The following is a 21,342-nucleotide window of genomic DNA, read 5'->3' on the forward strand; positions in this document are numbered from 1 at the left end:
CCTCGCCCGCATCGCCGACCATCCCGTCAGTCGTCTCGATGAACTGCTTCCGTGGAACTGGCGGGCTGCTCAGGTCGCTCTTGCCGCCTAAACCGAGCCACCCTGCGGCCTTCGGCGTATGCTTACCGCTCGCTCTCCCCAAATCGTTGCTAATGGTCGCGCGACAGCCGTCATCTGATGCCACAATACGGTCATGTCACATGATCGCACCCTGTTTCGCCCGCCTTGTGGCATCGGCACCGCGCTACGCGCGCGCAGGATGCGCCTCTCTCTTTGCAAAGCGCAAGTCCGCCGGCCGCCCTTGAGGCGGTCACCCCCTCAGGTGACAGCGGCTCCCATACTCGGCGGCTAGTAGTGATAGCGAACCCCGTGAGAGGGGCGTTTAGGGGAGGATCTGTAATGAAACACCGGCTTCATATGTCAGCGGCGATCATTGGCTTGACTGCGTCGTCGATGTTCGCCAGCTCACAAGCGAACGCGCAGGCCAATGCTGCGCCTGCTCAGGCTCAACAGCCGGCACCGGATGACTCGGGCCTTGGCGAGATCATCGTCACCGCGCAGAAGCGTGAGCAGAGGCTCAACGACGTCGGCGTCAGTGTCGCGGTTGCATCAAGCACACAACTACAAAGTGCGGGTGTGATCGACGCCACCGGCCTTGGAGCAATCGTTCCCGGGTTTACGGCTTCCACCAGCGTCTTTGGACCACCGGTGTTTTCTCTACGCGGAGTGAACTTCAACTCCTTCCAGGCATCGGCGCCGCCGACAGTGAGTTCCTACGTCGATGAGGCTGCCATTCCCTATCCCGTGATGGGCCAGGCCTTGTTTCTCGACGTCGAGCGCGTTGAAGTCCTCAAGGGCCCTCAAGGCACACTCTTCGGTCAAAATGCGACGGGCGGTTCCATCAACGTTATTGCCGCGAAGCCGACGTCGCATCTCTCCGCTGGTTTCCGTGTCGACGTGAACCACTGGGGTGAGACCAATGCGGAAGGGTTCGTAAGCGGCCCGCTGTCTGACACCCTTCGTGCCCGCGTCGCTGTTCAAACCACGCAGTTCGGTGGATGGCAGCGCGGCTATTATCTGAACGATCAGAAGAACGGCGATCAGAATAAGATCGCAGGCCGGCTGCTACTCGACTGGACTCCCACCGACCGCCTCAAAATATCGGTCAACCTGAACGCATCCAAAGACCGCAGTCAGCAGCAACAGGCGCAGGCATTTCTTTTCCAACCGGTCAATCCCGCCGCGCCGTCAGCACAACCGTTTTTGCAGTATCGCAACCATCCGCCGACCAACGCCCGGGATGCTGACTTTGACACGGGATTTGATACTCGGGCTGACAGCTACACGTACCAAGGTATCCTCCGGGCAGATTACGACGTCACGGATCAACTGACGTTCACCTCGATCACCAACTATCTCAAAACAAGGTTCCGCTCGCCGCACGATCAGGACGGCACGGCCGTCCCGATGCAGCCCGCGACCTCGAAGGCTGATATCAGGTCGATCAACCAGGAAGTTCGCCTCGCAGGCAACTACAAGGACATCGGCCTCAACTTTGTGTTAGGTGCAAGCTACGGCAAGGACGACATTACCGAGGGCGTTGCCAATGCCTACACCGGCTATACCGGGTTCCCGCCGAACTCTCCGGCGGAGTGGAAATACGATCTGACGCAGCGCGCCGCCGCTGTGTTCGGCAGCGTCGATTATGAGGTGATCAAAGGCGTTACGCTCACCGCCGGTGCCCGCTACACCGAGACCAAGCAAACGATCGGCGGCTGCACTTTCGATCGGGGCGGAACGCCGGGTATCCGAGGCATCTCGCAGTTCATCGTGAGCGGTATAAATCCTGCGCTGGCGGCAGCCTATGTGTCTGGCGGATGCATCACGATTGACGATGGCGGCCCGGCCCCCACTTTCTTGCCCATATTCGCTAACGGCGAACAGAAAGAACACAATCTCGCTTGGCGGGGCGCGATCAATTACAAGGTGAACCACGACATTCTGCTCTATGCCTCGGTCAGCCGGGGATTCAAGGCAGGGACGTTCCCTGTGATCGTGAACCTGTTCAATTCTGTCATCCAGCCGGTGAAGCAGGAAAAGCTTACCTCCTATGAGGCCGGCGCGAAGCTGACGCTGTTCGACAACCATGTCCAGCTCAACGCCTCAGCCTTTCACTATGACTATGTGAACAAGCAGTTTTTCTCCTTCTTGCCGGTGCTGCAGGGTGCGCTCGTTACCGCAACCCTCGTCAATATCCCCAAATCAACGGTTGACGGCGCGGATATCGATATCACCGTCCAGTTTGGGGGTCTGCGTCTGAACGGCGGCGCTACCTACATCAAAACCAAGGTTAAGAATTACGTTGGTTTCGATTTTGCCGGTCGCCCACTCGACTTTTCGGGCAAGGAGTTCAATTACGCACCGCCCTGGTCGGCCAACCTCGATGCGGAATATAAATTCGAGACGGGCGGTGATTTGACACCTTTCGTCGGAGGTACGGTCACATACCGCGACAAGACCTATGCGGATCTCGGTGAGAATCCTGACTTCGTAATGCCTGCCTACACCTTGCTGGATGCAAGGCTGGGCCTCGAATCCATCCACGGATGGCGGGTGAGCATCTACGGTCGCAACCTGACCAACAAATATTTCTGGAATTCTGTCGCATCTGCGGGCGATGGTGCCGTCCGCTTCACTGGCGAGCCGCGGACGTTCGGGGCGAACTTCAGCTATCGGTTTTAACCTGGGATGAGGGAGGTCGATCCGAGATCGGCCTCCCCGGCAGAGGATATGGCATGAACGCCGATACATTCCGCGGCGACGTCGCGATCGTAACCGGCGCGGCAAGCGGCATTGGCGCTGCAACGGCCAAAATGTTCGCTGCGCTCGGCGCCAAAGTAATCCTGACCGATATCGATCAGGTGCGAGGCGCCGAGGTTGCGACTGAGATTGGCGAGGCCGCCCGGTTTGTTGCGCACGATGTCAGTGACGGTTGCGACTGGAAAGCTGTCATCACCGTCGCGGAAGACAGTTTTGGGCCCGTCTCCATACTTGTGAACAATGCGGGGATCGCTCCTGCTCCCACACCTTTGCAAGAGCTGAGCGAATCCGACTATCGTCGCGTGATCGAAATCAATCAATTGTCGTGCTTCTTGGGCATGAAGGCGGCAGCGCCTTCCATGATCGCTCGGGGAGGTGGCGTGATTGTGAATGTCTCGTCGGTCGCCGGACTAAAGGCGGAGCGCGGCGCAATCGCCTACACGGCAAGCAAATTTGCCGTGACCGGGATGACCAAGGTCGCCGCACTCGATCTTGCCGCAGAGAACATCAGGGTGAACTCCGTGCATCCGGGTCTGGTGGATACGCCTATGGTTCGGCCGGAAGGCGGAGATGCGGCTTTTGCGCCGATCCTTCAATTCGCGTCCGGCCTGCCGATTCCCCGGCCAGGAACGCCTGACGAGATCGCCAATGTCATCGTGTTTCTGGCGTCGGAATCCGCAAGTTTTCTGACCGGTGGAAGCTATGCTGCGGATGGCGGGTGGACTTTGTGACAAGCGAGTTGCCGTCAATCTCGTCGAGGCTAACGGGCAAGGTCGCCATGGTGACCGGCGGCGCGCAAGGAATTGGTGCCGCCACCGTCCGACGCCTCGTCTCCGAAGGTGCTCGCGTCGCATGCATCGACCTCGATGACAGGGTGAGGAGCGTCACCCAGATGAGCGGAGGCGACACTTTAGCCTTCGTGGCTGATGTCAGCGATGAGGCGATGCTCCGCGAGGCGATCTTGGAAGTAGAGCAGCGTTGGGGCCGGCTCGATATTTTGGTCAACAACGCCGGAATAGACGGCAAACCGGCATTGCTCGCAGACGGGGAACGGCGCGACTTCGACCGCGTGATCGATGTCAATCTGCGCGCCTCCTGGCACGCGATGAAGTTCGTATTGCCGGGGATGATCGCCCGTGGTGGAGGCTCCATCGTGAATATCGCGTCCGCCGCAGCGTTGGTCGGATTTGAAACCCTCTCCATTTATGCGGCCTCCAAGGCCGCCGTAGTCGGTATGACCCGCTCGGCGGCACTTGAATATGGCCGCCACAATGTCCGCGTGAACGCACTTTGCCCAGGCGGCGTTCTCACCCCGCTCGCTCTATCGTTCATGGACACGGGAACGACCGCGGCATGGGCGGACAAGCACGCGCTGAAGAGGTTTGCGGAGCCCCATGAAATCGCGGCTGCCGTGGCATTCCTCGCCAGTGACGATGCCTCTTTCATTACTGGAGCCGCCATACCGGTCGATGGCGGAATGACCGCTCATTAAACGCCGACCTTCGAGAGGACAGGAGCAATGCCAACGGTTCGCGCACGCCGGATCATAAACGCACCCGTTGCCGAACTTTGGCAGGCGATCCGTGACTTTGGCGCGCACTCCCGATGGATTGAGCATCACCCCGAAATAACACTCGAGGGTGGGGATGGACTGACGATCGGTGTGAAGCGCCGCGTGACCTATGGTGACGGGTCATTTTTCGATGAAGTCCTCACCGGCATGGACGACCGTAACTGGGTGCAGGAATATGACGTTATCGGGGACCTGCCTTTACCCGTCTATAATGTCGTCGGTGCCATGCAACTCTATGCCGTCGATATCGAAGGGCCGACTTTGGTCGAGCGTAGGCTGACGTATGACACGCCGCTGCCACAAGCGGAGGCCCGCGCCTTCGAAGCCAGCCGATTCACTCTGCTTTTTGGGAGCCTCGAGCTTCTCGCTGCGCTCTTCGAGCAGCCCGGAGGAAATCCCTGATGCAGATCCCGCCATCTCCCTATGATCTGACGCCCGGCCTTTTGACCGATATTATCGGACAGGTGATGCCGGAGGCCGTAATCGACTCCGTTACTATCATAAAATCCCATGAATATGGCGACGGCGATGTCTCGACCTCCGCGCGCGCGACCGCGAGGTTCGACTATTCCGACCAGTCTCCCGCGGACTTGCCGCAGGATGTCATCCTGAAACTATCGTTCGATCCGCGCAAGAAGGGCACTGATGCCTGGTATTGCCAGCTGGACGGACTGTTCGCGAACGAGGTGAACTTCTACAACCGGATACGGCCGGGTCTTGCCATCGAGGCGCCGGGTTCGCTCGGCGGCCATTTCGACCCAGAATCCAAACGCTACCTGCTGATCATGGAGGACGTGACGCGCCGTGGCGCGACCTTCCCAAGTAATCTCGAAGAAGTGGGCGTCGAGAATGTAAAGCGTATCCTTGATGCCATTGCCAAGGTTCATGCGCTCTACTGGGAGAGCGATCGTTTCACGGGAGACTTGGCTTGGGTGGAAACCCATCTGAGCGGCGGCGTCGAGAACCACATGCGCAGCGTTATCCCCCAAGAGGGGATACGCAGCCAACTCGAACTTCACAAATTCAAGCGGGAGTTACTGGAACGCTTGGGCACTACCGAGCGGGAGCTGTTCGCAGGCATGTGCGCCAACAAGCGGCACCAGGCTTCGCTGCCGCAGACCCTCCTGCACGGCGACCTGCACATCGGAAATACCTACCGCATGCCCGATTTGAGCGTCGGGCTGCACGATTGGCAGCTCTGCGTGAGAGGTTTCGCGCTCCACGATGTGACATACATCATCAATACGGCCCTGTCGATCGCTGAGCGACGCGAGCATGAGCGGGCGTTGCTCAACTACTACCGTAACAAGCTGATCGAGTTTGGTGTCGATTCGCCGCCCACGTCCGACGTGCTCTGGACCGAACATCGTCGGGCAGCGCTGTGGACATTGTATATCGGTTGGCTGACCTGCCCGCCCGAAAGCTACGGCTGGGAGACGATGGCACTTGCACTGCTCAGGGTCTCCACCGCGGTCGAAGATCACCGCACACTCTCTCTCGTTCGAGAGACGCTATGACATCCGAGTCAGCTGGGGGCGTTCCGCGATGACCGGGCTTACAGCTCTTGTGATCGGCGGGAATGGAGGCATGGGCCTTTCCGTCACCCGGGCGCTGCTCACCTCGGGATATAAGGTTGGCGCCACGGTTTCGAGCGCCGACACCCTCTTTGCCTTCACGAAAGCATGTCCCGACTGTGCAGCGGTCGAAGTTGCCGATCTGGCCCGGTCCGAGGACCTCAAAACGCCCGTTGAACGGCTTATCCATAATCTGGGATCGCTGAACGCGGTCATCATATGCGCGGCCGTGGCCCCTTTCGCTCCGGCCGAAACAACATCGCTCGACGTCTTTCGCCGTACGATGGAAATCAATTGTCTCTCCAACCTCGCCGTCTACCAGGCGTGCCTCCCGGCCCTTCGGCGGACCAAGGGCCGGATCATATTGACAGGGTCGTGGTCGGGCGTCGTCGCCACGCCCATGATGGCGAGCTATGTCGCTTCAAAATTCGCGCTTGAGGGTATGGTCGACGTCATGCGCCAGGAGGCCGGCGCGTGGGGCGTCGAGGTCGTTCTTGTGCAGCCCGGCGCGCTCGACACGCAGATGATGCGACGCAGCCAGGCATCGCTCGCAAAGGTGATCGCCGAACTGCCTGGGGACGAGGCTGCGTTGTACGGTCGGCTTTACCGGCAGATGAAATACAGAGCGGACGAAGGGCTGGCAGCCCAGAAATATACTTCGCCCGACATCGTCGCTTCCATCGTCGTTCACGCCTTGAAGGCGGAAAAGCCGGAGACACGCTATCCGGTAGGCAGCGATGCGGAATTTATGTGTGATATGGCCGGTTCCCGAACGGACAGGGAAATCGACGCTTTCATACTCGACATGTATCGGACAGCGCCGCCCGAGATAGATGAGCAATCAGCGGATGCGGGCGCAATGGCGCCGAGCGAGGAAGGCTCATGATTTCACGGCCATGCCTCGCCGTTTCCGAGATCGATCGCATCATGGAAGCAGCGCGCATCGTCGCGCTAGCGGATGGGTTCGCGGTAACGATCTGCATCGTCGATGACGGCGGCCATCTTTTGCGCTTGGACCGGCTTGAGGGAGCGCCTCTCGTTTCGCTGCGAGTGGCTGAGGGCAAAGCGCGCACGGCCGTCGAGTTGAATATGTCCACCGCGTCACTTGAGCAGGCCGTCAGCGCTATGCCGTCCATTATCGCGATCGCCGGCTTGCATCCTTTTCGTGGCGGCATACCACTTTACCATGACGGACACTGTGTCGGCGCGATCGGCGTATCCGGCGCACTGCCAGACCAGGATGAGCATATCGCACTGAGCGGCGCGCATGTGCTTACGGCCTGATCGCCACCGCTGTCCCGGTGCTCGGTGACAGGCCACGGGCGGCTCGTCTGCTAGGACGAATCCAGCAAACTTTTGAATGCCGCCTTGGGCGACTTCGCAAGAGAGTCGGAGCCGGGGGCAGTGGAGCGGGAATATGGAAATCACGGAAGACGACCTGGGAACCTACGCCTCGGGCGAAGTGCAGCGCTGCCCTTTCCCGTTCCTTAATCGGCTGCTTGAAGAAGCCCCCGTCTATCGTGATCCCGGCACCGGGATGTACATTGTCAGCAGGTACGACGACATTCACTACGTCAACAGCCATCCGGAAATCTTTTCCAGCAAAACGCCTATCATGATCAACCGGCAGACGTCGGTGTCGGAGGAGGTTGCGAAGCGCTACCGTGAACGCGGCTGGCCCGAGGAGCATGTGCTCGCATTTGCCGATCCGCCGGAACATGGTTTGCACCGCGCGCTGGTCGATAAGGTCTTTACGCCCAGCTATGTCAAAAAGCTGGAGCCTTACGCGCTAAAGCTGGTGGATGAGCTGATCGACGGCTTCATCGAGCAAGGCGAAACCGATCTCGGATCAGGGTTCGCTGTCCACCTGCCGATGTACATCATTTCCGACCAGCTCGGCGTCGCGCGCGAAGATTATGAGCAGTTCAAGCTCTGGTCGACGGCGTGGGTCGATCGTAATGATCCCAATTGTCCTCCTGATCGCGAACTCATGCTGACCGATCGGATGATCGATATGCAGAACTATCTCGCCGCCCGCGCGCGCGAGTATGAGGACGCGCCCAACGACAATATGTTGAGCCGGCTCGTCCATGCGGACGTCAATGGCGAAAAGCTGACGATGGGCCAGCTGCTGATGATCGCGCAGCTCATCCTTGTCGCGGGCAACGAGACCACGACGACCGGCATTACAAGTGCTATGTACATGATCCTGAGCGATCCGGTGTTGAAGGCGCGCCTGCTCGGCGATCCCACAATGATCCCGGCTTTGATCGAGGAAATGCTGCGCGCACATGCGCCCGTCCCGCATCAATATCGCTACACGACGCAGGACACCGAACTGCAGGGCGTAGCGATCCCGAAGGAATCCGTGGTTCAGGTCAGCTACCTCGCCGGGAATTACGATAAGGCCAAATGGGAGTGCCCGGAAAAGATCGACATCGATCGCACGGGCGTTCGCAACCACCTCGCGTTCGGCCGGGGCATCCACTTCTGTGTCGGCAATCAGCTTGCGCGCATGGAAATGCGCGTCGCGATAACCCGGCTGCTGGAACGACTGCAGAACATCCAAATCTCGGATAAGCATCCGGCGCCAAAGTTCATGGAGCACTTTCAGATCCATGCTCTGGAAAGCCTCAACGTGACTTTCACACCCGGATCGCGGATTGCCGGTTAATGCCCGCAACAAGCACACCGCTCGGCGTCGGCATTGTCGGATTGAGCGCCAAGGGGGGCTGGGCCGCTACATCTCATCTCGAGGCGCTCCGTGCCATGCCGGATCGGTTTGTTATCAAAGGGCTGTCCGCATCGACGCCGGACAGCGCCAGGGCGGCCCGGGAGGCTTATGGCATCGGCTTTGCCACCGCCGACCCTGCCGAACTCGTCGCCAGAGCGGACGTGGACCTGGTGGTTGTTACCGTCAAGGTGCCGCACCATGCGGAGTTGGTCGCCCACGCTCTCGGGCGTGGCAAAGCCGTCTATTGCGAATGGCCACTCGGGAAGGGCGTGGATGAGGCCTGCGCGATGTCGGCCGGCGCGCAGGCGCGGGGCGTTTCGGCATTCGCCGGCTTGCAGGGAAGGAGCGCACCGGCCCTTCGATATCTGCGCGATCTGATCCGGCAGGGCTATGTCGGCGAGGTGATTTCGTCCAATGTCATCGGCTCGGGCGGCTTCCCTTGGGGCGGTGCCAGCATGGCAAACATGGCTTATGTGCTCGACTATACCACGGGCGCCACGATGCTGAGCATCCCCTTCGGTCATATGATCGATGTGTTTACCTGGGTTCTCGGCGACTTCTCCCGTCTGCATGCGAGTTTGGCGACGGGCCATCGCTCGGTCGAACTCATTGATGGCGACGGTACAGTCGAGGCGACCGCTCCGGATCAGGTTGTCGTTGGCGGTACCCTTGATGGTGGCGCGATCGTCGCGCTTCAGTATCGTGGAGGAGATGCCCCAACATGCGGTTTCCGCTGGGAGATCAACGGTCGTGGAGGTGATCTGATCGTTGAAGGCGACTCCGGTCACCTTCAATATGGCCATGTGCGGATTCAGGGGCGCCGGGGCGGCGAACCTCTAGGCCCCCTGTCCGTTCCGGCAGAATTCCGCCTCGTTGGGACCGACCCGTCGGGATATTCCGATGCGGTCGCGCATGCCTACCGCGCAGTCCACGAGGATCTCGCCACGGGCTCCTCGACCGCTCCCACCTTTGCCGACGCCGCCCAAACACACCGTCTGCTCGATCGCATCGAACGTGCGGCAGACTGGAACCGGAGAAGCAGCCAATGATGACGCTTGAAGAGATGCAGGAGAAGCTGACCTATCTTATGGATCGGCAGGAGATCCTGGATGTCGTGAACCGCTACTGCCGAGGCGTCGACCGCCTCGATAAGGTGATGGTGCTGTCCGCCTATCATGAGGATGCGATCGACGATCACAGTATGTTTGTGGGATCGCCGGATGAGTTCTGGACCTGGGTAAGCAAGATGCACTCGGAAAACCATAGTGCGACCCAGCATATGATCGGTAATCACCTCGCCTGGATCGACGGCGACGTCGCTCATTGCGAGACCTACCTGTCCTATTCCGGAATGAACAAGACTGGCGCCCCGTTCAGCGCCATTGGCGGTCGTTACATTGATCGCATGGAAAAACGGGATGGCAAATGGGGCATCGTTGCCCGCGAATATATCGTTGACTGGGTTGCGCCCTCTATCAACACGATCGAAGGCTCGAAAACGGCTGAGGGCGGTCCGAATTACGACTGCCTGCAACCGTTCGAGTTCAAGGTGGCTGAAACTGCCCCGCAGCCTAGCCGCAACGAACTCGACCCCTCTTATCGGCGGCCCCTCAACGTCGATCCGGCGCGGGTGAGCAACTACAAGCAGTTGAGCGGCGCCGCGAAAGACGTGGTGGACGCATGAGTTATGAGCAGGAGGGCGCGGGTGGCGTGCTGTCGGGCATCCGAGTGCTGGAAATCGGCCATTTCGTAGCCGCGCCTTTCTGTACGCGCTTGCTTGGGGATCTGGGCGCCGAAATCATCAAGATCGAGCCGCCTCAAGGTGATCCCGTGCGGCAATGGGGCGCCCAGGTGGACGGACGTTCCTTATGGTGGTCGGTTCACGGACGCAACAAACGCAGCGTCGCGCTCGACCTCAAAGCGCCGGCGGGCCGGGATGTCCTGCTCGACCTCGTCGAGCATTGCGACGTCGTGGTGGAGAATTTTCGTCCGGGCCAGCTCGCCAAGATGGGACTGGCGCCAGAAGTGCTGCGACAGCGACAGCCGAACCTGATCGTCGCCCATATCTCGGGCTATGGCCAAAGTGGACCGGGACGTAATCAGGCCGCCTTTGGTGTGATCGGTGAGGCGATTGGAGGCATCCGGCACCTGACCAACCATCCGCCGGGGACCTACGATCTTCCTCCTGTCCGCGTAGGCGTCAGTGTCGGAGATTCGTTGGCGGGATTGTACGCCGCCTTCGGCATCGTCTCGGCCCTTTGGCGCAGGGAGAGATTTGGCTCCAATCTGCGCTTCCAGACTGTCGACGTCGCTCTGACAGAGAGTGTGCTCAGCCTGATGGAAGGCATGCTTCCCGAGTTCGGTGCGTTGGGCAAAGTCAAGCAGCCGACGGGAGGAGCAATTGCCACTGCCGCCCCGTCAAATGCCTATCCGACCTCCGATGGGCAGTGGATTCTTATAGCCGCCAACTCTGAGCCGCTTTTCGTCAAATTGCTCGGTCTCATGGCCCGAACTGACCTGCTTGACGATCCGCGCTTCCAAGGGAACGCCCAGCGCGTTCAATACGCGCGCGAGCTTGATGCGTTGATAGAGCATTGGAGCCGTTGTCATCCCGCGGAGGCTCTCTCGAAGATGCTTGCCGATGCGGATATCCCCGCTTCGAAAGTATACACGGCCGAGGATATTGCGCGCGACCCTCAATATCGTGCACGCGGTATGGTACGCGAAGTCAACGATCCCCTGCTCGGCACCGTCCTTCATCCGGGTATCGTGCCCCATTTCCCGGACGGTGCCGGCCAGGTGCGCAACACCGGGCCCGACATCGGCGCCGATAGCCGTTCCATTGCAAGGGAATTGCTCGGCTATGATGAGTCCCGCCTTCTCGAACTCGAGCGTGCTGGAGTGTTGAAATGAGCGCCGCGTCTGTATCGATCGTAGAGGTCGGACCCAGGGATGGCTTCCAGCCGATCAACCAGTTCATTCCGACCGAGCAGAAGGCGGGCTTGATCGACCTGCTTTACGATGCCGGGATTCGGCGAATGGAAGCGACGGCGTTTGTCAGCCCACGGGCGGTCCCACAAATGGCGGATGCGCCTGAATTGCTGGCCTATTGTGCGACCAAGCCTGGGCTGGACGTACAAGTCCTCGTACCAAGTCAGCGCCAGGCCGAACGCGCGCTTGCGGCGGACGCACGGCATCTTGCCTTTGTTCTTTCTGTCTCCCCCAAGCATAATCGAAGCAACGTGCTAAGGACGCCGCGAGAGTCGGTAGAGGATTTTCGCGCCATCGTGGCACTGCTTCCTGAAGGCACGCGAATTCGTCTGAACCTCGCGACATCGTTCGATTGCCCATTCGACGGTCCCGTCAATCCGGTAGCGACCCTGGATCTTATCGAGGCTCTCGCTGCGGTGTCAGCCGGGGCCGAATTCTGCCTGTGCGATACTACCGGTCGCATCACCCCCGACAAGGTCGGCGATCTGTTTCAGGTGGCAAGGCAACACTTCCCACAAATCCGTCAATGGGCTTTTCATGGTCATGATACCTATGGCCTCGGCGTCGCAAACGCGCTCGCCGCCTTTAATGCCGGTGTGGCTGTGATCGACTCATCCTTTGGCGGCCTTGGCGGTTGTCCGTTCGCCCCGGGCGCTACGGGAAATGTCGCGACCGAGGATTTGGTCTGGACCTTCGGCAAGATGGGCATCTCTACAGGGATCGATCTTTCCCGGCTGCTGGAGGCAGCAGGCAGCGCCGCAACGCTGCCTGGCGCGTGTGTGGGAGGGCGGGTTCGAGATGCGTTGACCGCGCAAGCGCGGCGGGAGGAGACGGCATGACGGGCAAGCCACGCACGCTGTTCGAGAAGATTTGGGATGCTCACGCGATCCTCGAACTCGATGATGGGTCATGGCTTCTTCAGATCGACCGTCATCTGGTGAATGAGGTCACCAGTCCGCAGGCGTTCGAAGGGTTGCGCATTGCGCGCAGACGGCTACCGCACCCCGAGCTGACGATCGCGGTCGCAGATCATAATGTTCCGACGGAAGATCGTGATCGGCCGATCAGCGATGCCGACAGCAGAATCCAGGTCGAGACCCTCGAACGCAACGTGGCTGAATTCGGGGTTCCCTATGTTCCTCTGCGCAGCGAGGCGCAGGGCATCGTGCATGTCATTGGCCCGGAACTCGGCCTGACGCTTCCCGGAATGACGATCGTCTGCGGGGATAGTCACACCTCAACCCATGGCGCCTTTGGCGCCTTGGCCTTCGGCATCGGGACGTCGGAGGTAGAGCATGTCCTTGCAACCCAGACCTTGCGGCAAAAGCCGGCACGCACGCTACGCGTGCAGGTCGAGAAGACTCTTCCGACCGGTGTAACAGCGAAGGATCTGATCCTTCATATCATCGGGAAGCTGGGGACCGCCGGTGGAAACGGTCATGTCATCGAATATGCCGGCGAGGCGATCACGGATCTCGACATGGCGGGAAGGATGACGGTCTGCAACATGTCGATCGAGGCCGGCGCGCGTGCGGGTCTGATTGCCCCAGACAGCAAGACTTTTGCTTATCTGAAAGACAGGCCCGGTGGTCCGACGGGGGCGGCTTACGAGCGGGCGATCGATCGCTGGCGCTGCCTATGTTCTGATCCTGGGGCGAAATTTGACCGCGAGATCGTCGTGGATGCCAGGGAGGTCGTTCCGATGGTGACATGGGGAACCAGTCCGGAAGCGGTGATCCGCGTCGACGAGACGATACCCCTGGTGGAGGCCTTGCCTTCTCAGCGTCAGGATCAGGCGCGCGCCATGCTGGATTATATGGGCCTGCGGCAGGGGCAAGCGATCATGGGTGTGCCGATTGATGTCGTCTTCATCGGCAGCTGCACGAATGGCCGGATCGAGGACTTACGTAGTGCCGCAGCGATTGCTGCGGGTCGTCATGTTGCTAACGGTGTACGTGCGCTCGTTGTGCCCGGTTCAGGCAGTGTGAAGCGTCAAGCAGAAGAGGAAGGTCTTGCCGACATATTCCGCAATGCCGGATTTGAATGGCGGGAAGCGGGCTGTTCGATGTGCCTGGGCATGAACCCGGATCGCTTGTCGCCCGGACAACGCTGCGCCTCGACTTCCAATCGCAATTTCGAGGGACGTCAGGGGCCTGGCGGTAGGACTCACCTTATGTCGCCGGCTATGGCGGCAGCGGCGGCGGTCGCCGGCGCGATTGTCGATGTCAGGACCTATTCGTGATGCGGAAATTCATCAATCTGGAGGCAATCGCCGCGCCCTTGCCGCTCGATAACATCGATACCGACAAGATTCTGCCGGGCGAATTTCTCAAGACGGTCAGCCGGGCCGGTCTTGGAGGCGCGCTTTTTGCTAGGATGCGGTATCGCGATGATGGAATCGAGAATCCGGCATTCATTCTCAATCAGGAACCTTGGCGAAAGGCGGGCATCTTGGTCGCGGGCCACAATTTTGGCTGCGGCTCAAGTCGGGAGCATGCGCCATGGGCACTGATCGATTTCGGCATCAGCGCCATTATCGCAAAGAGCTTCGCAGACATCTTCTACAATAACTGCTTCAAGAACGGTATTCTGCCGATCGTCCTTGATCCCGAGGACCATGATCTCCTTCTGGTTCTGGTCGGCAGCTCCGCCACCGCCCTCGCGAAGATCGACCTGGTTCTCCAGCGGATAGAGTGCGCATTGGGCCATGTCTTCACCTTCGATATCGACGCCGGCCGTAAGGCGGCGCTTCTGGAGGGGCGAGATGAGATTGGCGAAACGCTGCACCACTGGGAACAGATTGAAGCGTGGAGGCGGCGGAACAGCGTAGGCGAACCGATACCCGCGATCGCTCTCCGCGGTAGGCTCGCGCGTTAGTCCCGCAAATTGGGGACAGCGGCTCATGAGGCGTTTTGGTACCAAGGAGTCATTCCCATTCAGAGAGGATTTCCCATGGTTATGACTGCCGACACGGCGGTTGCGGATTCAATGGCACGGCTCACGCCGCTCATGCTTAACCATGCGGCGTGGGTGACCCATGACGTTGAGGCGACCGCCGACTTCTACATGAACGTGATGGGCATGGAGCTGGCTAGCACCGTCATTGACGACACGATTCCCTCGACTGGCGATCCTTTCCCGTATTTTCACATTTTCTTCCGGATGAAGGATGGATCGACGATCGCCTTCTTCGAGGCGCCTGGTCTTCCGCCGCGTCCTGACGTATCTCACCCCGCCTATGACATATTCGATCATATTGCCCTGCAGGCGGAGACGCGGGATGAGGTCGATCAGTGGCATCAATGGCTCACAGACAAGGGGATAGACGTCGTCGGCCCTACTGACCACGGCGGATTGATCTACAGCATCTATTTCCGCGATCCCAACGGCATCCGTCTGGAGATCACCTACCCGACCGATCCTGAGTGGAATCGTCATTCGGCCAAGGGCCATGCCGATCTGACGATGTGGAACGAAGGCAAGAAGCGTGCTGTCGCGACGGGACGCGACGTCAGCGAAGCGATGACGGAACTAATCGCCGCCCGTCGTCACAAGCGCTGATTTCGACGCTCACACCCCACAAGCCGCAGTTATGCCGGCGCCCCACCATAGGGCGCCGGCATTTTGCTATCGAGCAGATGCTATCTTCTCCGGCTTCCAAGGCAGTTGGGCGGGCTCGCGGGGGGCGCGATCCTGCCAATGGCTCCAAAGGTCCAGATACCAGAGCAGCAATTCGCGCTGTGTGGCGATATCGAGCCGGTGATAGGTCCGCTTCCGGTAGGTCATCACTGTTTCTTCGCTGATACTGAGCTCGAGCGAAATTCCGACGGAAGACATCCCGTAAATGATCCTGCTGCAGACCTCTGCCTCCCGCCGCGGCAGTGAAGAAGCACACGCTGCTATGCACGACTCGATTTCCTCGAGCGACGTGAGGGCCACCGAAACATTGGGGCCGTCCCATGTGATACTGATGTGCTTGGCCAGAAGGGCGAAGATCGTTCCCGCGATCGACTGGACACCGTTGATGTCGGAGGTGGTGAACGGCCCTGCATGCGAGGACCGCAACACACTCAGCCCCACGATATCATCGCCCCAGCGGGAGCAAATCAGGAGCCGATCGCTGATATCCGACTGACCATACACGATGTCGCGCAACACGTCGTCGGTGAGGTGCGCGATGTCGGTACGGACGAATGCCTCATCCTCGGAGGTCAGCCGGAGCTTGGCTTCCGTAAGCGTAGGATCCCGGCGCCAGAGGCCTTCCTTGAGATAGACGCCGACCTGACGATGGGCGGTATCCGAACCGTCCATGCTTGCCGCCGTCACTTCGATGAGGTTGTCGGCCGTCAGGTGGAAAACCGTGGCATGCTCGGCCCCGCACGTATCATTGAGCAGCGTCAGCAACCGCACGCCGAACTGCTTCTGTCCGATCGACATGATCAGCGCTGGAAAATTGGCAGCGAGCTTGTGAAGCGCCGATTCCGGCAAGGCGGTCCAAAAAGGCATGGTCTCTCCATGGAGCCAAGCCGATTTTTGCCAATTCGTCCCGCGCAACAGGGACACGAGCGCGCGTGGCTTCCTGCTACAGTCTAGCAATCGACGCACGGAATCACAAGGGCGAAGGGTCGCCAAAGCGGGGAGGCACGGTTTTTGCATGTCGAATGACATAACGTTTGAATGGGTTCACATTCATTACGATGAGACGCAGAGCTTCACGGAGACCTATGGTTTCGCGGGCAACCAAGGCGCCGTAAACCTTGAGGGCGTCCTCATCCGCCCCGCCAGGGTTCCAAGCGAAACCCTTCAAATCTACATGCACCCGGCTTCGACCCTGCAGCTTCTGCCCGTGCCACGGGAGGCCGCCCGTCGCGGCGCGCACGTCCTATGCGCCGGCAGCCGCTACGCGCGCAACGACACCGCCTGCATCCTGGAGAACGTCCTCCTCGATCTGGGCGCCTATATTCGCCACGCCAAATCCGTGTGGGGTTATAAGCATGTGGTTCTGGTGGGCTGGAGCGGCGGAGGATCGCTGTCGCTGTTCTACCAGTCGCAGGCCGAGGGGCCAACGATCACCCACACACCCGCCGGCGACCCCCTCGATCTGACAAGAGCTGGCCTTATTCCCGCTGACGCGGTCGTATTTCAGGCTGCGCACAGCTCGCGGGCCAAACTCCTGCTCGACATCATCGATCCGTCGGTCATCGACGAGCGCGATCCTGATGTGCGGGACCTGGCGCTTGATATCTATGCGGGGCCCGCGCAGCCGCCCTATTCTGCGGCATTCATCGATCACTATCGTGCTGCACAATTGGCGCGCGTGCGCCGAATTACGAGCTGGGTGAAGGACACGCTCGAACGGCTGCGGGCAGTGGGCGGCGCGGAAAAGGAGCGAGGATTCGTAACGCATCGCACGCTTGCTGATCCCCGTTTCCTCGATGCGGCCCTCGATCCAAATGATCGCCCGATCGGCCGGTGCTATCTTGGGGTCCCGGAGACTGTGAACAGCGGCCCGGTGGGCCTAGCGCGCTTCTCTACCCTGCGTGCCTGGCTGTCTCAATGGTCGATCGATGACACCAACGCGGAAGGTGCCGCAACCGCTGCCCGGATTTCCGCGCCCCTTCTCTTTATCGAGAACACCGCTGATGACGCGGTACCCCAATATCATTGCAGGTCAGTCTACGAGGCCGCCGCCACGAGCGACAAGCAGCATGTCGTGATCGACGGAGCGACTCATTATTACGTCGGGCAGCCCGAACATCTAGAGCGCGCAACTTCAATCACCGAAGATTGGCTCGCCGAGCGAAAGCTTCTGGGGCGCTGATACGTGCGAATTTTGTCAATTTCATTTGGAGTGCCAATGTGACTGCGTCGATCATAGGCTGGGGCCATACCCCGTTCGGGAAGCAACCTGAAGAAACCGTCGAAACGTTGGTCGTTGCGGCGGCAAACGAAGCGTTGGCCCATGCCGGCGTCAGCGCCGAAGATGTGGATTCAATCGTTCTTGGCCATTTCAACGCCGGATTCTCGAAACAAAATCTGACGTCGGCGCTCGTGCTCCAGGCCAACCCGCAGCTCCGCTTCAAGCCGGCCCTTCGAACGGAGAATGCCTGCGCCTCCGGGTCGGCCGCTGTTTTCCAGGGTGTCAACGCCATCGAAGCCCGCCGCGCCAATATAGTCCTTGTGGTTGGTGTCGAGAAAATGACCGACTCCACTTCGCCCGAGATCGCCGAGAATTTGCTTCGCGCATCCTATCTTGCGGAGGAGGGCGAAACCGAGGGTGGGTTCGCCGGAATCTTCGGCAAGATCGCGCAATCCTATTTTCAGAAGTATGGCGATCAGAGCGACGCTTTGGCGAGGATTGCGGCGAAGAACCACAGAAATGGTGTGAGTAATCCCTGGGCGCAGATGCGCAAGGATCTTGGCTATGAATTCTGTCGTACCGAGAGCGAACGCAATCCCTTCGTCGCCGGACCACTTAAGCGAACCGACTGTTCCCTTGTCTCAGATGGTGCTGCTGCAATCGTCTTGGCCGCACCGGATATAGTTGCCGAGGCACAGAGGGCCGTCCGCTTTCGTGGCCGGGGGCATGTGCAGGATTTCCTGCCTATGTCGCGCCGCGACATCACCCGCTTCGAAGGTTGCACGCAAGCCTGGCAGCGGGCCTTTGCGGAGGCGAACATCGCGCTCCATGATCTCTCGCTTGTCGAGACCCATGATTGTTTCACCATCGCCGAGCTAATCGAATATGAGGCCATGGGCCTGGTTCCCAGCGGCGAAGGCGCGCGGGCCGCTTTGGAAGGCTGGACGGAGATCGGCGGACGTTTGCCGGTCAACGCCTCGGGAGGCCTTAAGGCCAAGGGGCACCCGATTGGGGCCACTGGCGTGTCCATGCATGCCCTATGCGCGATGCAATTGTGCGGCGAAGCCCCCGGAGAGATGCAGGTTCCTGGTGCTGAGCTCGCGGGAGTCTTCAACATGGGCGGGGCGGCGGTTGCCAATTACGCCAGCGTGCTCGAGCGCGTGCGCTGACCGCCCGATTTTGCCCCTCAACATAACAAGATTCAGGAGAGACGAGATGACGGCGCGGTTTGATGGCAAGACGGTGCTCATTACGGGCGCGGGAAGCGGCATCGGTCAGGAGAGCGCTCTGGCGTTTGCCGAGGCTGGGGCCGTAGTGGTCGGCATCGATCGCTCGCCAGATGGCTTGGCCCGAACCGCGGACATTCTCCGCGCCATCGGCGCTCGTTTCGAGGCAATAGAGGCCGACGTTGCAAACGAGGACTCGGTGTCGGCTGCCATCGAGACGGCAAAGATCGTCACCGGTCGGATCGATTGTGCCTTCAATAATGCGGGCATTACCCAATCGTCGACGCTCGCGGCCGATCTCACACTTGAGGAATGGGACCGGGTGATGCGAATCAACGTCACCGGCGTCTGGCTTTGCATGCGTGCCGAAATCAAACTCATGCAGGCTCAAGGCGGAGGAACGATCACGAACACGGCGTCGTTCCTCAGCCATCACAGTATGCCGATGCAGACCGCCTATGCTGCAAGCAAGGCTGCTGTCGTGGGCCTCACGAAGAATGCCGCGATCGAGTACGCGACCGCTGGCATTCGGATCAACGCGGTCGCACCTGGCGGCATTCCCACAGGTATGATGGCACAGAGCTTGTCGGGCCTCGAACGTGAACAGGCGGACGCCGCGCGGCACGCCATTGCCGAGATGCATCCCATGAAGCGGCTCGGCCAGCCCCGCGAAATCGCGCAGGCCGTGATGTTCTTGAGTTCCAACGAAGCAGAATTTGTGACCGGAGTGTGCCTCCCGATCGATGGTGGCTGGTCCGCACTATAGCGGGATTGGATGCCGTCTCCGATTAGTCCCCAGCATCGGTGACATACACGGCGGCGCGCTCGCCCTAGTTTCCTCCATGAAAGTTTCAAGCGGTGGATGCGTCGGCCAAGAGCCCCGCGCTTGCCCAATGGGAGAGTATGAAAATGGACACCGCGCCACAGGCACCGCAGTCCAAGTGTCCGGTTTCGCGTGTGACGATCGACACGCTTGATACCATGCAGACAGTCCTTCGCTCCAAGGCGGTCGAGGAAAATGCCGACGTGTCGGCCGACAATTATATTTGCCCGAGCGCCCTTGCCGAAATCAACGTCCGCGAATTTCAGCAAGGCAACCTCGCCATGAGCAATGGCGACGTCCATCGTCAAAGAAGGCGCCTGCTCAATTCGTTGGTACGGCCCGAACAACTCGTGCGCTTTCGCGAGGATATAATTCTTCCGTCGGTCGATCGGTGGATGGGTCGCGCGGTCAAGCGCAACGAGGAAGGAGCGTTCGGGTGCGACCTGGCTGGGGTGGTCGAGCTCATTTTCCTGGAGTTCGCGGCAAAGATCATCGGCATAGAAGGGGTCGAGTCTGAAGAAGGGATGGCCCGCCTTCGCGGGTGCGCCCTGCCGATTTTCGGCGGCCTTAGCGCGGCGCATTTCGAAGATCGTGAAGCTGTCACGACCGCCGGGATCGAAGCCAAGAAGGTCTTCGTCGAGGAGTTTTATCGACCGTCACTGGAGCACACGCGTCGACAGCTGCAAAGACTGGCGGCGGGCGAACTGACAGAAGACGACGTGCCGCTCAATCTTCTGCAGATGATCGCGACACAGGCCCATGAAACCTACGCTGATGAGGATGTCGGCATCAAGGAGGCTATCCTCTTCTTCGTCGCAACAACTGGGACCAGTGTTCAGGCGGTGCTCTCTACCGTCGAGTATCTGCTCGACTGGTTCGAAAAATATCCGGCCGATCGGGCCTGCATCGAAGACATGGAATTCGTCAGCAACGCGCTACAGGAGGCCTTGCGCCTGCGTGCCCCTTTCGTTCCGTTTCTCACCCGCTTGGCGGTCGACGACCTCGATGCCGGTGATGTCCAGCTGAAGGCTGGTGACGAAGTCCAAGCATGGGTAGCGCGAGCCGGCCGAGATCGCGCTATCTTTGGCGAGGATGCCAATGAATTCAATCCGCGGCGCGAGATCCCCGAAGGTATCAGCAGGTATGGCCTCGCCTTTGCAACCGGCGCCCATCAATGCCTCGGCTTGCGTGCAGTGCTCGGCAACGACGGCAAGAGCGGCAGCCATCTGAAGCTCGTCCAGGGTTTGTTCCGTGCAGGGATCAGGCGCGATCCCAAGCTTCAGGCACAGACCTTGCCGCTCAAGGCCTCCGACGACCCAAGGGACCAGATCCCCACGTACATCTCCTTCCCCGTCATTCTCGACAACTGGAGCGCGCGCGCATGAACAAGGTGGAAATCCTCAAAGTCAGTGACCTTCCGTCCGGCGAGATGCGCAAGGTTGAAGTCGGCCATCGCACGCTCTGCGTCGCGCACATCGAGAATCACGGATTCCGGGCGATCGATGATCGATGCACGCATGAGGATGAGTCTCTGAGCGAGGGCTGGATCTGCGGAGACAGCGTCGAGTGTCCCGCGCACAGTTCCCGTTTCAGCTTCCTGACGGGCGAGGTGACCGGCGTGCCGGCATGGATCCCCGTCAAGGTCTATGACGTCGAGGTCGAGAACGACACGATTTATGTGACGTTCGACGATGTCGAGGCGGCGTCCGCGTGATCCGCAGGGGCGACCTTTCAGTCGGAG

General features: G+C 60.0%; 21 protein-coding genes. 20 read left to right on the forward strand and 1 reads right to left on the reverse strand.

All coding sequences use genetic code 11. From position 1 onward, the window contains the following. Positions 1-399: 399 nt before the first annotated feature. From EH199_RS19200 to EH199_RS19270, 15 genes are all read left to right on the forward strand, one after another. Positions 400-2,742: a TonB-dependent receptor gene (locus tag EH199_RS19200; RefSeq protein WP_124810775.1), complete on the forward strand. Its 2,343-nt coding sequence runs from the start codon at positions 400-402 to the stop codon at positions 2,740-2,742. Positions 2,743-2,795: 53 nt separating this feature from the next. Further along, complete coding sequence (locus EH199_RS19205; protein ID WP_124810776.1) at positions 2,796-3,551, forward strand: SDR family NAD(P)-dependent oxidoreductase; 756 nt, start codon at positions 2,796-2,798, stop codon at positions 3,549-3,551. Continuing rightward, positions 3,539-4,312 (forward strand): SDR family NAD(P)-dependent oxidoreductase, encoded by a 774-nt coding sequence (locus tag EH199_RS19210; RefSeq protein WP_223806781.1) that lies wholly within the window; start codon positions 3,539-3,541, stop codon positions 4,310-4,312. Before EH199_RS19205 ends, EH199_RS19210 begins: the two co-directional genes overlap by 13 nt. A gap of 27 nt (positions 4,313-4,339) precedes the next feature. Next, positions 4,340-4,795: an SRPBCC family protein gene (locus tag EH199_RS19215; protein ID WP_124810777.1), complete on the forward strand. Its 456-nt coding sequence runs from the start codon at positions 4,340-4,342 to the stop codon at positions 4,793-4,795. Beyond that, positions 4,795-5,910, forward strand: a complete 1,116-nt coding sequence (locus EH199_RS19220) for a phosphotransferase (RefSeq protein WP_124810778.1) — start codon at positions 4,795-4,797, stop codon at positions 5,908-5,910. Before EH199_RS19215 ends, EH199_RS19220 begins: the two co-directional genes overlap by 1 nt. Before the next feature lie 28 nt (positions 5,911-5,938). Next, positions 5,939-6,853: an SDR family NAD(P)-dependent oxidoreductase gene (locus tag EH199_RS19225; RefSeq protein WP_124810779.1), complete on the forward strand. Its 915-nt coding sequence runs from the start codon at positions 5,939-5,941 to the stop codon at positions 6,851-6,853. After that, positions 6,850-7,251, forward strand: a complete 402-nt coding sequence (locus EH199_RS19230) for a heme-binding protein (RefSeq protein ID WP_124810780.1) — start codon at positions 6,850-6,852, stop codon at positions 7,249-7,251. The genes EH199_RS19225 and EH199_RS19230 overlap by 4 nt, the downstream gene beginning before the upstream one ends. Positions 7,252-7,384: 133 nt before the next feature. Continuing rightward, positions 7,385-8,641, forward strand: a complete 1,257-nt coding sequence (locus tag EH199_RS19235; RefSeq protein ID WP_190287357.1) for a cytochrome P450 — start codon at positions 7,385-7,387, stop codon at positions 8,639-8,641. Then, positions 8,641-9,750: a Gfo/Idh/MocA family protein gene (locus EH199_RS19240; protein ID WP_124810782.1), complete on the forward strand. Its 1,110-nt coding sequence runs from the start codon at positions 8,641-8,643 to the stop codon at positions 9,748-9,750. The genes EH199_RS19235 and EH199_RS19240 overlap by 1 nt, the downstream gene beginning before the upstream one ends. Next, on the forward strand, positions 9,747-10,385 hold the full coding sequence (locus EH199_RS19245) for a nuclear transport factor 2 family protein (RefSeq protein WP_124810783.1): 639 nt from the start codon (positions 9,747-9,749) through the stop codon (positions 10,383-10,385). Before EH199_RS19240 ends, EH199_RS19245 begins: the two co-directional genes overlap by 4 nt. Continuing rightward, positions 10,382-11,614: a CaiB/BaiF CoA-transferase family protein gene (locus EH199_RS19250; RefSeq protein ID WP_124810784.1), complete on the forward strand. Its 1,233-nt coding sequence runs from the start codon at positions 10,382-10,384 to the stop codon at positions 11,612-11,614. The genes EH199_RS19245 and EH199_RS19250 overlap by 4 nt, the downstream gene beginning before the upstream one ends. Then, positions 11,611-12,531: a hydroxymethylglutaryl-CoA lyase gene (locus tag EH199_RS19255; protein ID WP_124810785.1), complete on the forward strand. Its 921-nt coding sequence runs from the start codon at positions 11,611-11,613 to the stop codon at positions 12,529-12,531. The genes EH199_RS19250 and EH199_RS19255 overlap by 4 nt, the downstream gene beginning before the upstream one ends. Further along, positions 12,528-13,934, forward strand: a complete 1,407-nt coding sequence (leuC, locus tag EH199_RS19260) for a 3-isopropylmalate dehydratase large subunit (protein ID WP_124810786.1) — start codon at positions 12,528-12,530, stop codon at positions 13,932-13,934. Before EH199_RS19255 ends, leuC begins: the two co-directional genes overlap by 4 nt. Further along, entirely contained in the window at positions 13,934-14,569 is a 636-nt protein-coding gene (gene leuD, locus EH199_RS19265; RefSeq protein ID WP_124810787.1) for a 3-isopropylmalate dehydratase small subunit, read from the forward strand. The genes leuC and leuD overlap by 1 nt, the downstream gene beginning before the upstream one ends. Positions 14,570-14,644: 75 nt before the next feature. Then, entirely contained in the window at positions 14,645-15,253 is a 609-nt protein-coding gene (locus tag EH199_RS19270) for a VOC family protein (RefSeq protein WP_223806782.1), read from the forward strand. Positions 15,254-15,319: 66 nt separating this feature from the next. Here the strand turns inward: EH199_RS19270 and EH199_RS19275 are convergent, their stop codons facing one another. Beyond that, complete coding sequence (locus tag EH199_RS19275) at positions 15,320-16,198, reverse strand: helix-turn-helix transcriptional regulator (RefSeq protein WP_190287358.1); 879 nt, start codon at positions 16,196-16,198, stop codon at positions 15,320-15,322. A 148-nt stretch (positions 16,199-16,346) separates the two neighbouring features. On the opposite strand from EH199_RS19275, the gene EH199_RS19280 reads away from it, so the two are divergent. The 5 genes from EH199_RS19280 to EH199_RS24490 all read left to right on the forward strand — a co-directional run bounded on the left by EH199_RS19280 (position 16,347) and on the right by EH199_RS24490 (position 21,315). Next, positions 16,347-17,513: an alpha/beta hydrolase gene (locus EH199_RS19280; RefSeq protein ID WP_124810789.1), complete on the forward strand. Its 1,167-nt coding sequence runs from the start codon at positions 16,347-16,349 to the stop codon at positions 17,511-17,513. A gap of 38 nt (positions 17,514-17,551) precedes the next feature. Next, on the forward strand, positions 17,552-18,721 hold the full coding sequence (locus tag EH199_RS19285; RefSeq protein ID WP_124810790.1) for an acetyl-CoA acetyltransferase: 1,170 nt from the start codon (positions 17,552-17,554) through the stop codon (positions 18,719-18,721). A 46-nt stretch (positions 18,722-18,767) separates the two neighbouring features. Beyond that, positions 18,768-19,544: an SDR family NAD(P)-dependent oxidoreductase gene (locus EH199_RS19290; protein WP_124810791.1), complete on the forward strand. Its 777-nt coding sequence runs from the start codon at positions 18,768-18,770 to the stop codon at positions 19,542-19,544. Between the two features lie 137 nt (positions 19,545-19,681). After that, the gene (locus tag EH199_RS19295; protein WP_124810792.1) at positions 19,682-20,986 is read left to right on the forward strand and encodes a cytochrome P450; all 1,305 of its coding nucleotides are present in this window, start codon (positions 19,682-19,684) and stop codon (positions 20,984-20,986) included. Then, positions 20,983-21,315, forward strand: coding sequence for a non-heme iron oxygenase ferredoxin subunit (locus tag EH199_RS24490; protein WP_190287359.1), 333 nt, complete (start codon positions 20,983-20,985; stop codon positions 21,313-21,315). Before EH199_RS19295 ends, EH199_RS24490 begins: the two co-directional genes overlap by 4 nt. Positions 21,316-21,342 lie beyond the last annotated feature (27 nt).

It is taken from the genome of Novosphingobium sp. LASN5T (genome assembly GCF_003856955.1).
Classification (GTDB): Bacteria; Pseudomonadota; Alphaproteobacteria; order Sphingomonadales; family Sphingomonadaceae; genus Novosphingobium.

Excerpts from the sequence above, each read along its gene's own strand:
- EH199_RS19200 (WP_124810775.1), top strand. The coding sequence starts at position 400 with ATGAAACACCGGCTTCATATGTCAGCGGCGATCATTGGCTTGACTGCG.
- EH199_RS19205 (WP_124810776.1), top strand. The coding sequence starts at position 2,796 with ATGAACGCCGATACATTCCGCGGCGACGTCGCGATCGTAACCGGCGCG.
- EH199_RS19215 (WP_124810777.1), top strand. The coding sequence starts at position 4,340 with ATGCCAACGGTTCGCGCACGCCGGATCATAAACGCACCCGTTGCCGAA.
- EH199_RS19220 (WP_124810778.1), top strand. The coding sequence starts at position 4,795 with ATGCAGATCCCGCCATCTCCCTATGATCTGACGCCCGGCCTTTTGACC.
- EH199_RS19225 (WP_124810779.1), top strand. The coding sequence starts at position 5,939 with ATGACCGGGCTTACAGCTCTTGTGATCGGCGGGAATGGAGGCATGGGC.
- EH199_RS19230 (WP_124810780.1), top strand. The coding sequence starts at position 6,850 with ATGATTTCACGGCCATGCCTCGCCGTTTCCGAGATCGATCGCATCATG.
- EH199_RS19235 (WP_190287357.1), top strand. The coding sequence starts at position 7,385 with ATGGAAATCACGGAAGACGACCTGGGAACCTACGCCTCGGGCGAAGTG.
- EH199_RS19240 (WP_124810782.1), top strand. The coding sequence starts at position 8,641 with ATGCCCGCAACAAGCACACCGCTCGGCGTCGGCATTGTCGGATTGAGC.
- EH199_RS19245 (WP_124810783.1), top strand. The coding sequence starts at position 9,747 with ATGATGACGCTTGAAGAGATGCAGGAGAAGCTGACCTATCTTATGGAT.
- EH199_RS19250 (WP_124810784.1), top strand. The coding sequence starts at position 10,382 with ATGAGTTATGAGCAGGAGGGCGCGGGTGGCGTGCTGTCGGGCATCCGA.
- EH199_RS19255 (WP_124810785.1), top strand. The coding sequence starts at position 11,611 with ATGAGCGCCGCGTCTGTATCGATCGTAGAGGTCGGACCCAGGGATGGC.
- leuC (WP_124810786.1), top strand. The coding sequence starts at position 12,528 with ATGACGGGCAAGCCACGCACGCTGTTCGAGAAGATTTGGGATGCTCAC.
- leuD (WP_124810787.1), top strand. The coding sequence starts at position 13,934 with ATGCGGAAATTCATCAATCTGGAGGCAATCGCCGCGCCCTTGCCGCTC.
- EH199_RS19270 (WP_223806782.1), top strand. The coding sequence starts at position 14,645 with ATGGTTATGACTGCCGACACGGCGGTTGCGGATTCAATGGCACGGCTC.
- EH199_RS19275 (WP_190287358.1), bottom strand. The coding sequence starts at position 16,198 with ATGCCTTTTTGGACCGCCTTGCCGGAATCGGCGCTTCACAAGCTCGCT.
- EH199_RS19280 (WP_124810789.1), top strand. The coding sequence starts at position 16,347 with ATGTCGAATGACATAACGTTTGAATGGGTTCACATTCATTACGATGAG.
- EH199_RS19290 (WP_124810791.1), top strand. The coding sequence starts at position 18,768 with ATGACGGCGCGGTTTGATGGCAAGACGGTGCTCATTACGGGCGCGGGA.
- EH199_RS19295 (WP_124810792.1), top strand. The coding sequence starts at position 19,682 with ATGAAAATGGACACCGCGCCACAGGCACCGCAGTCCAAGTGTCCGGTT.
- EH199_RS24490 (WP_190287359.1), top strand. The coding sequence starts at position 20,983 with ATGAACAAGGTGGAAATCCTCAAAGTCAGTGACCTTCCGTCCGGCGAG.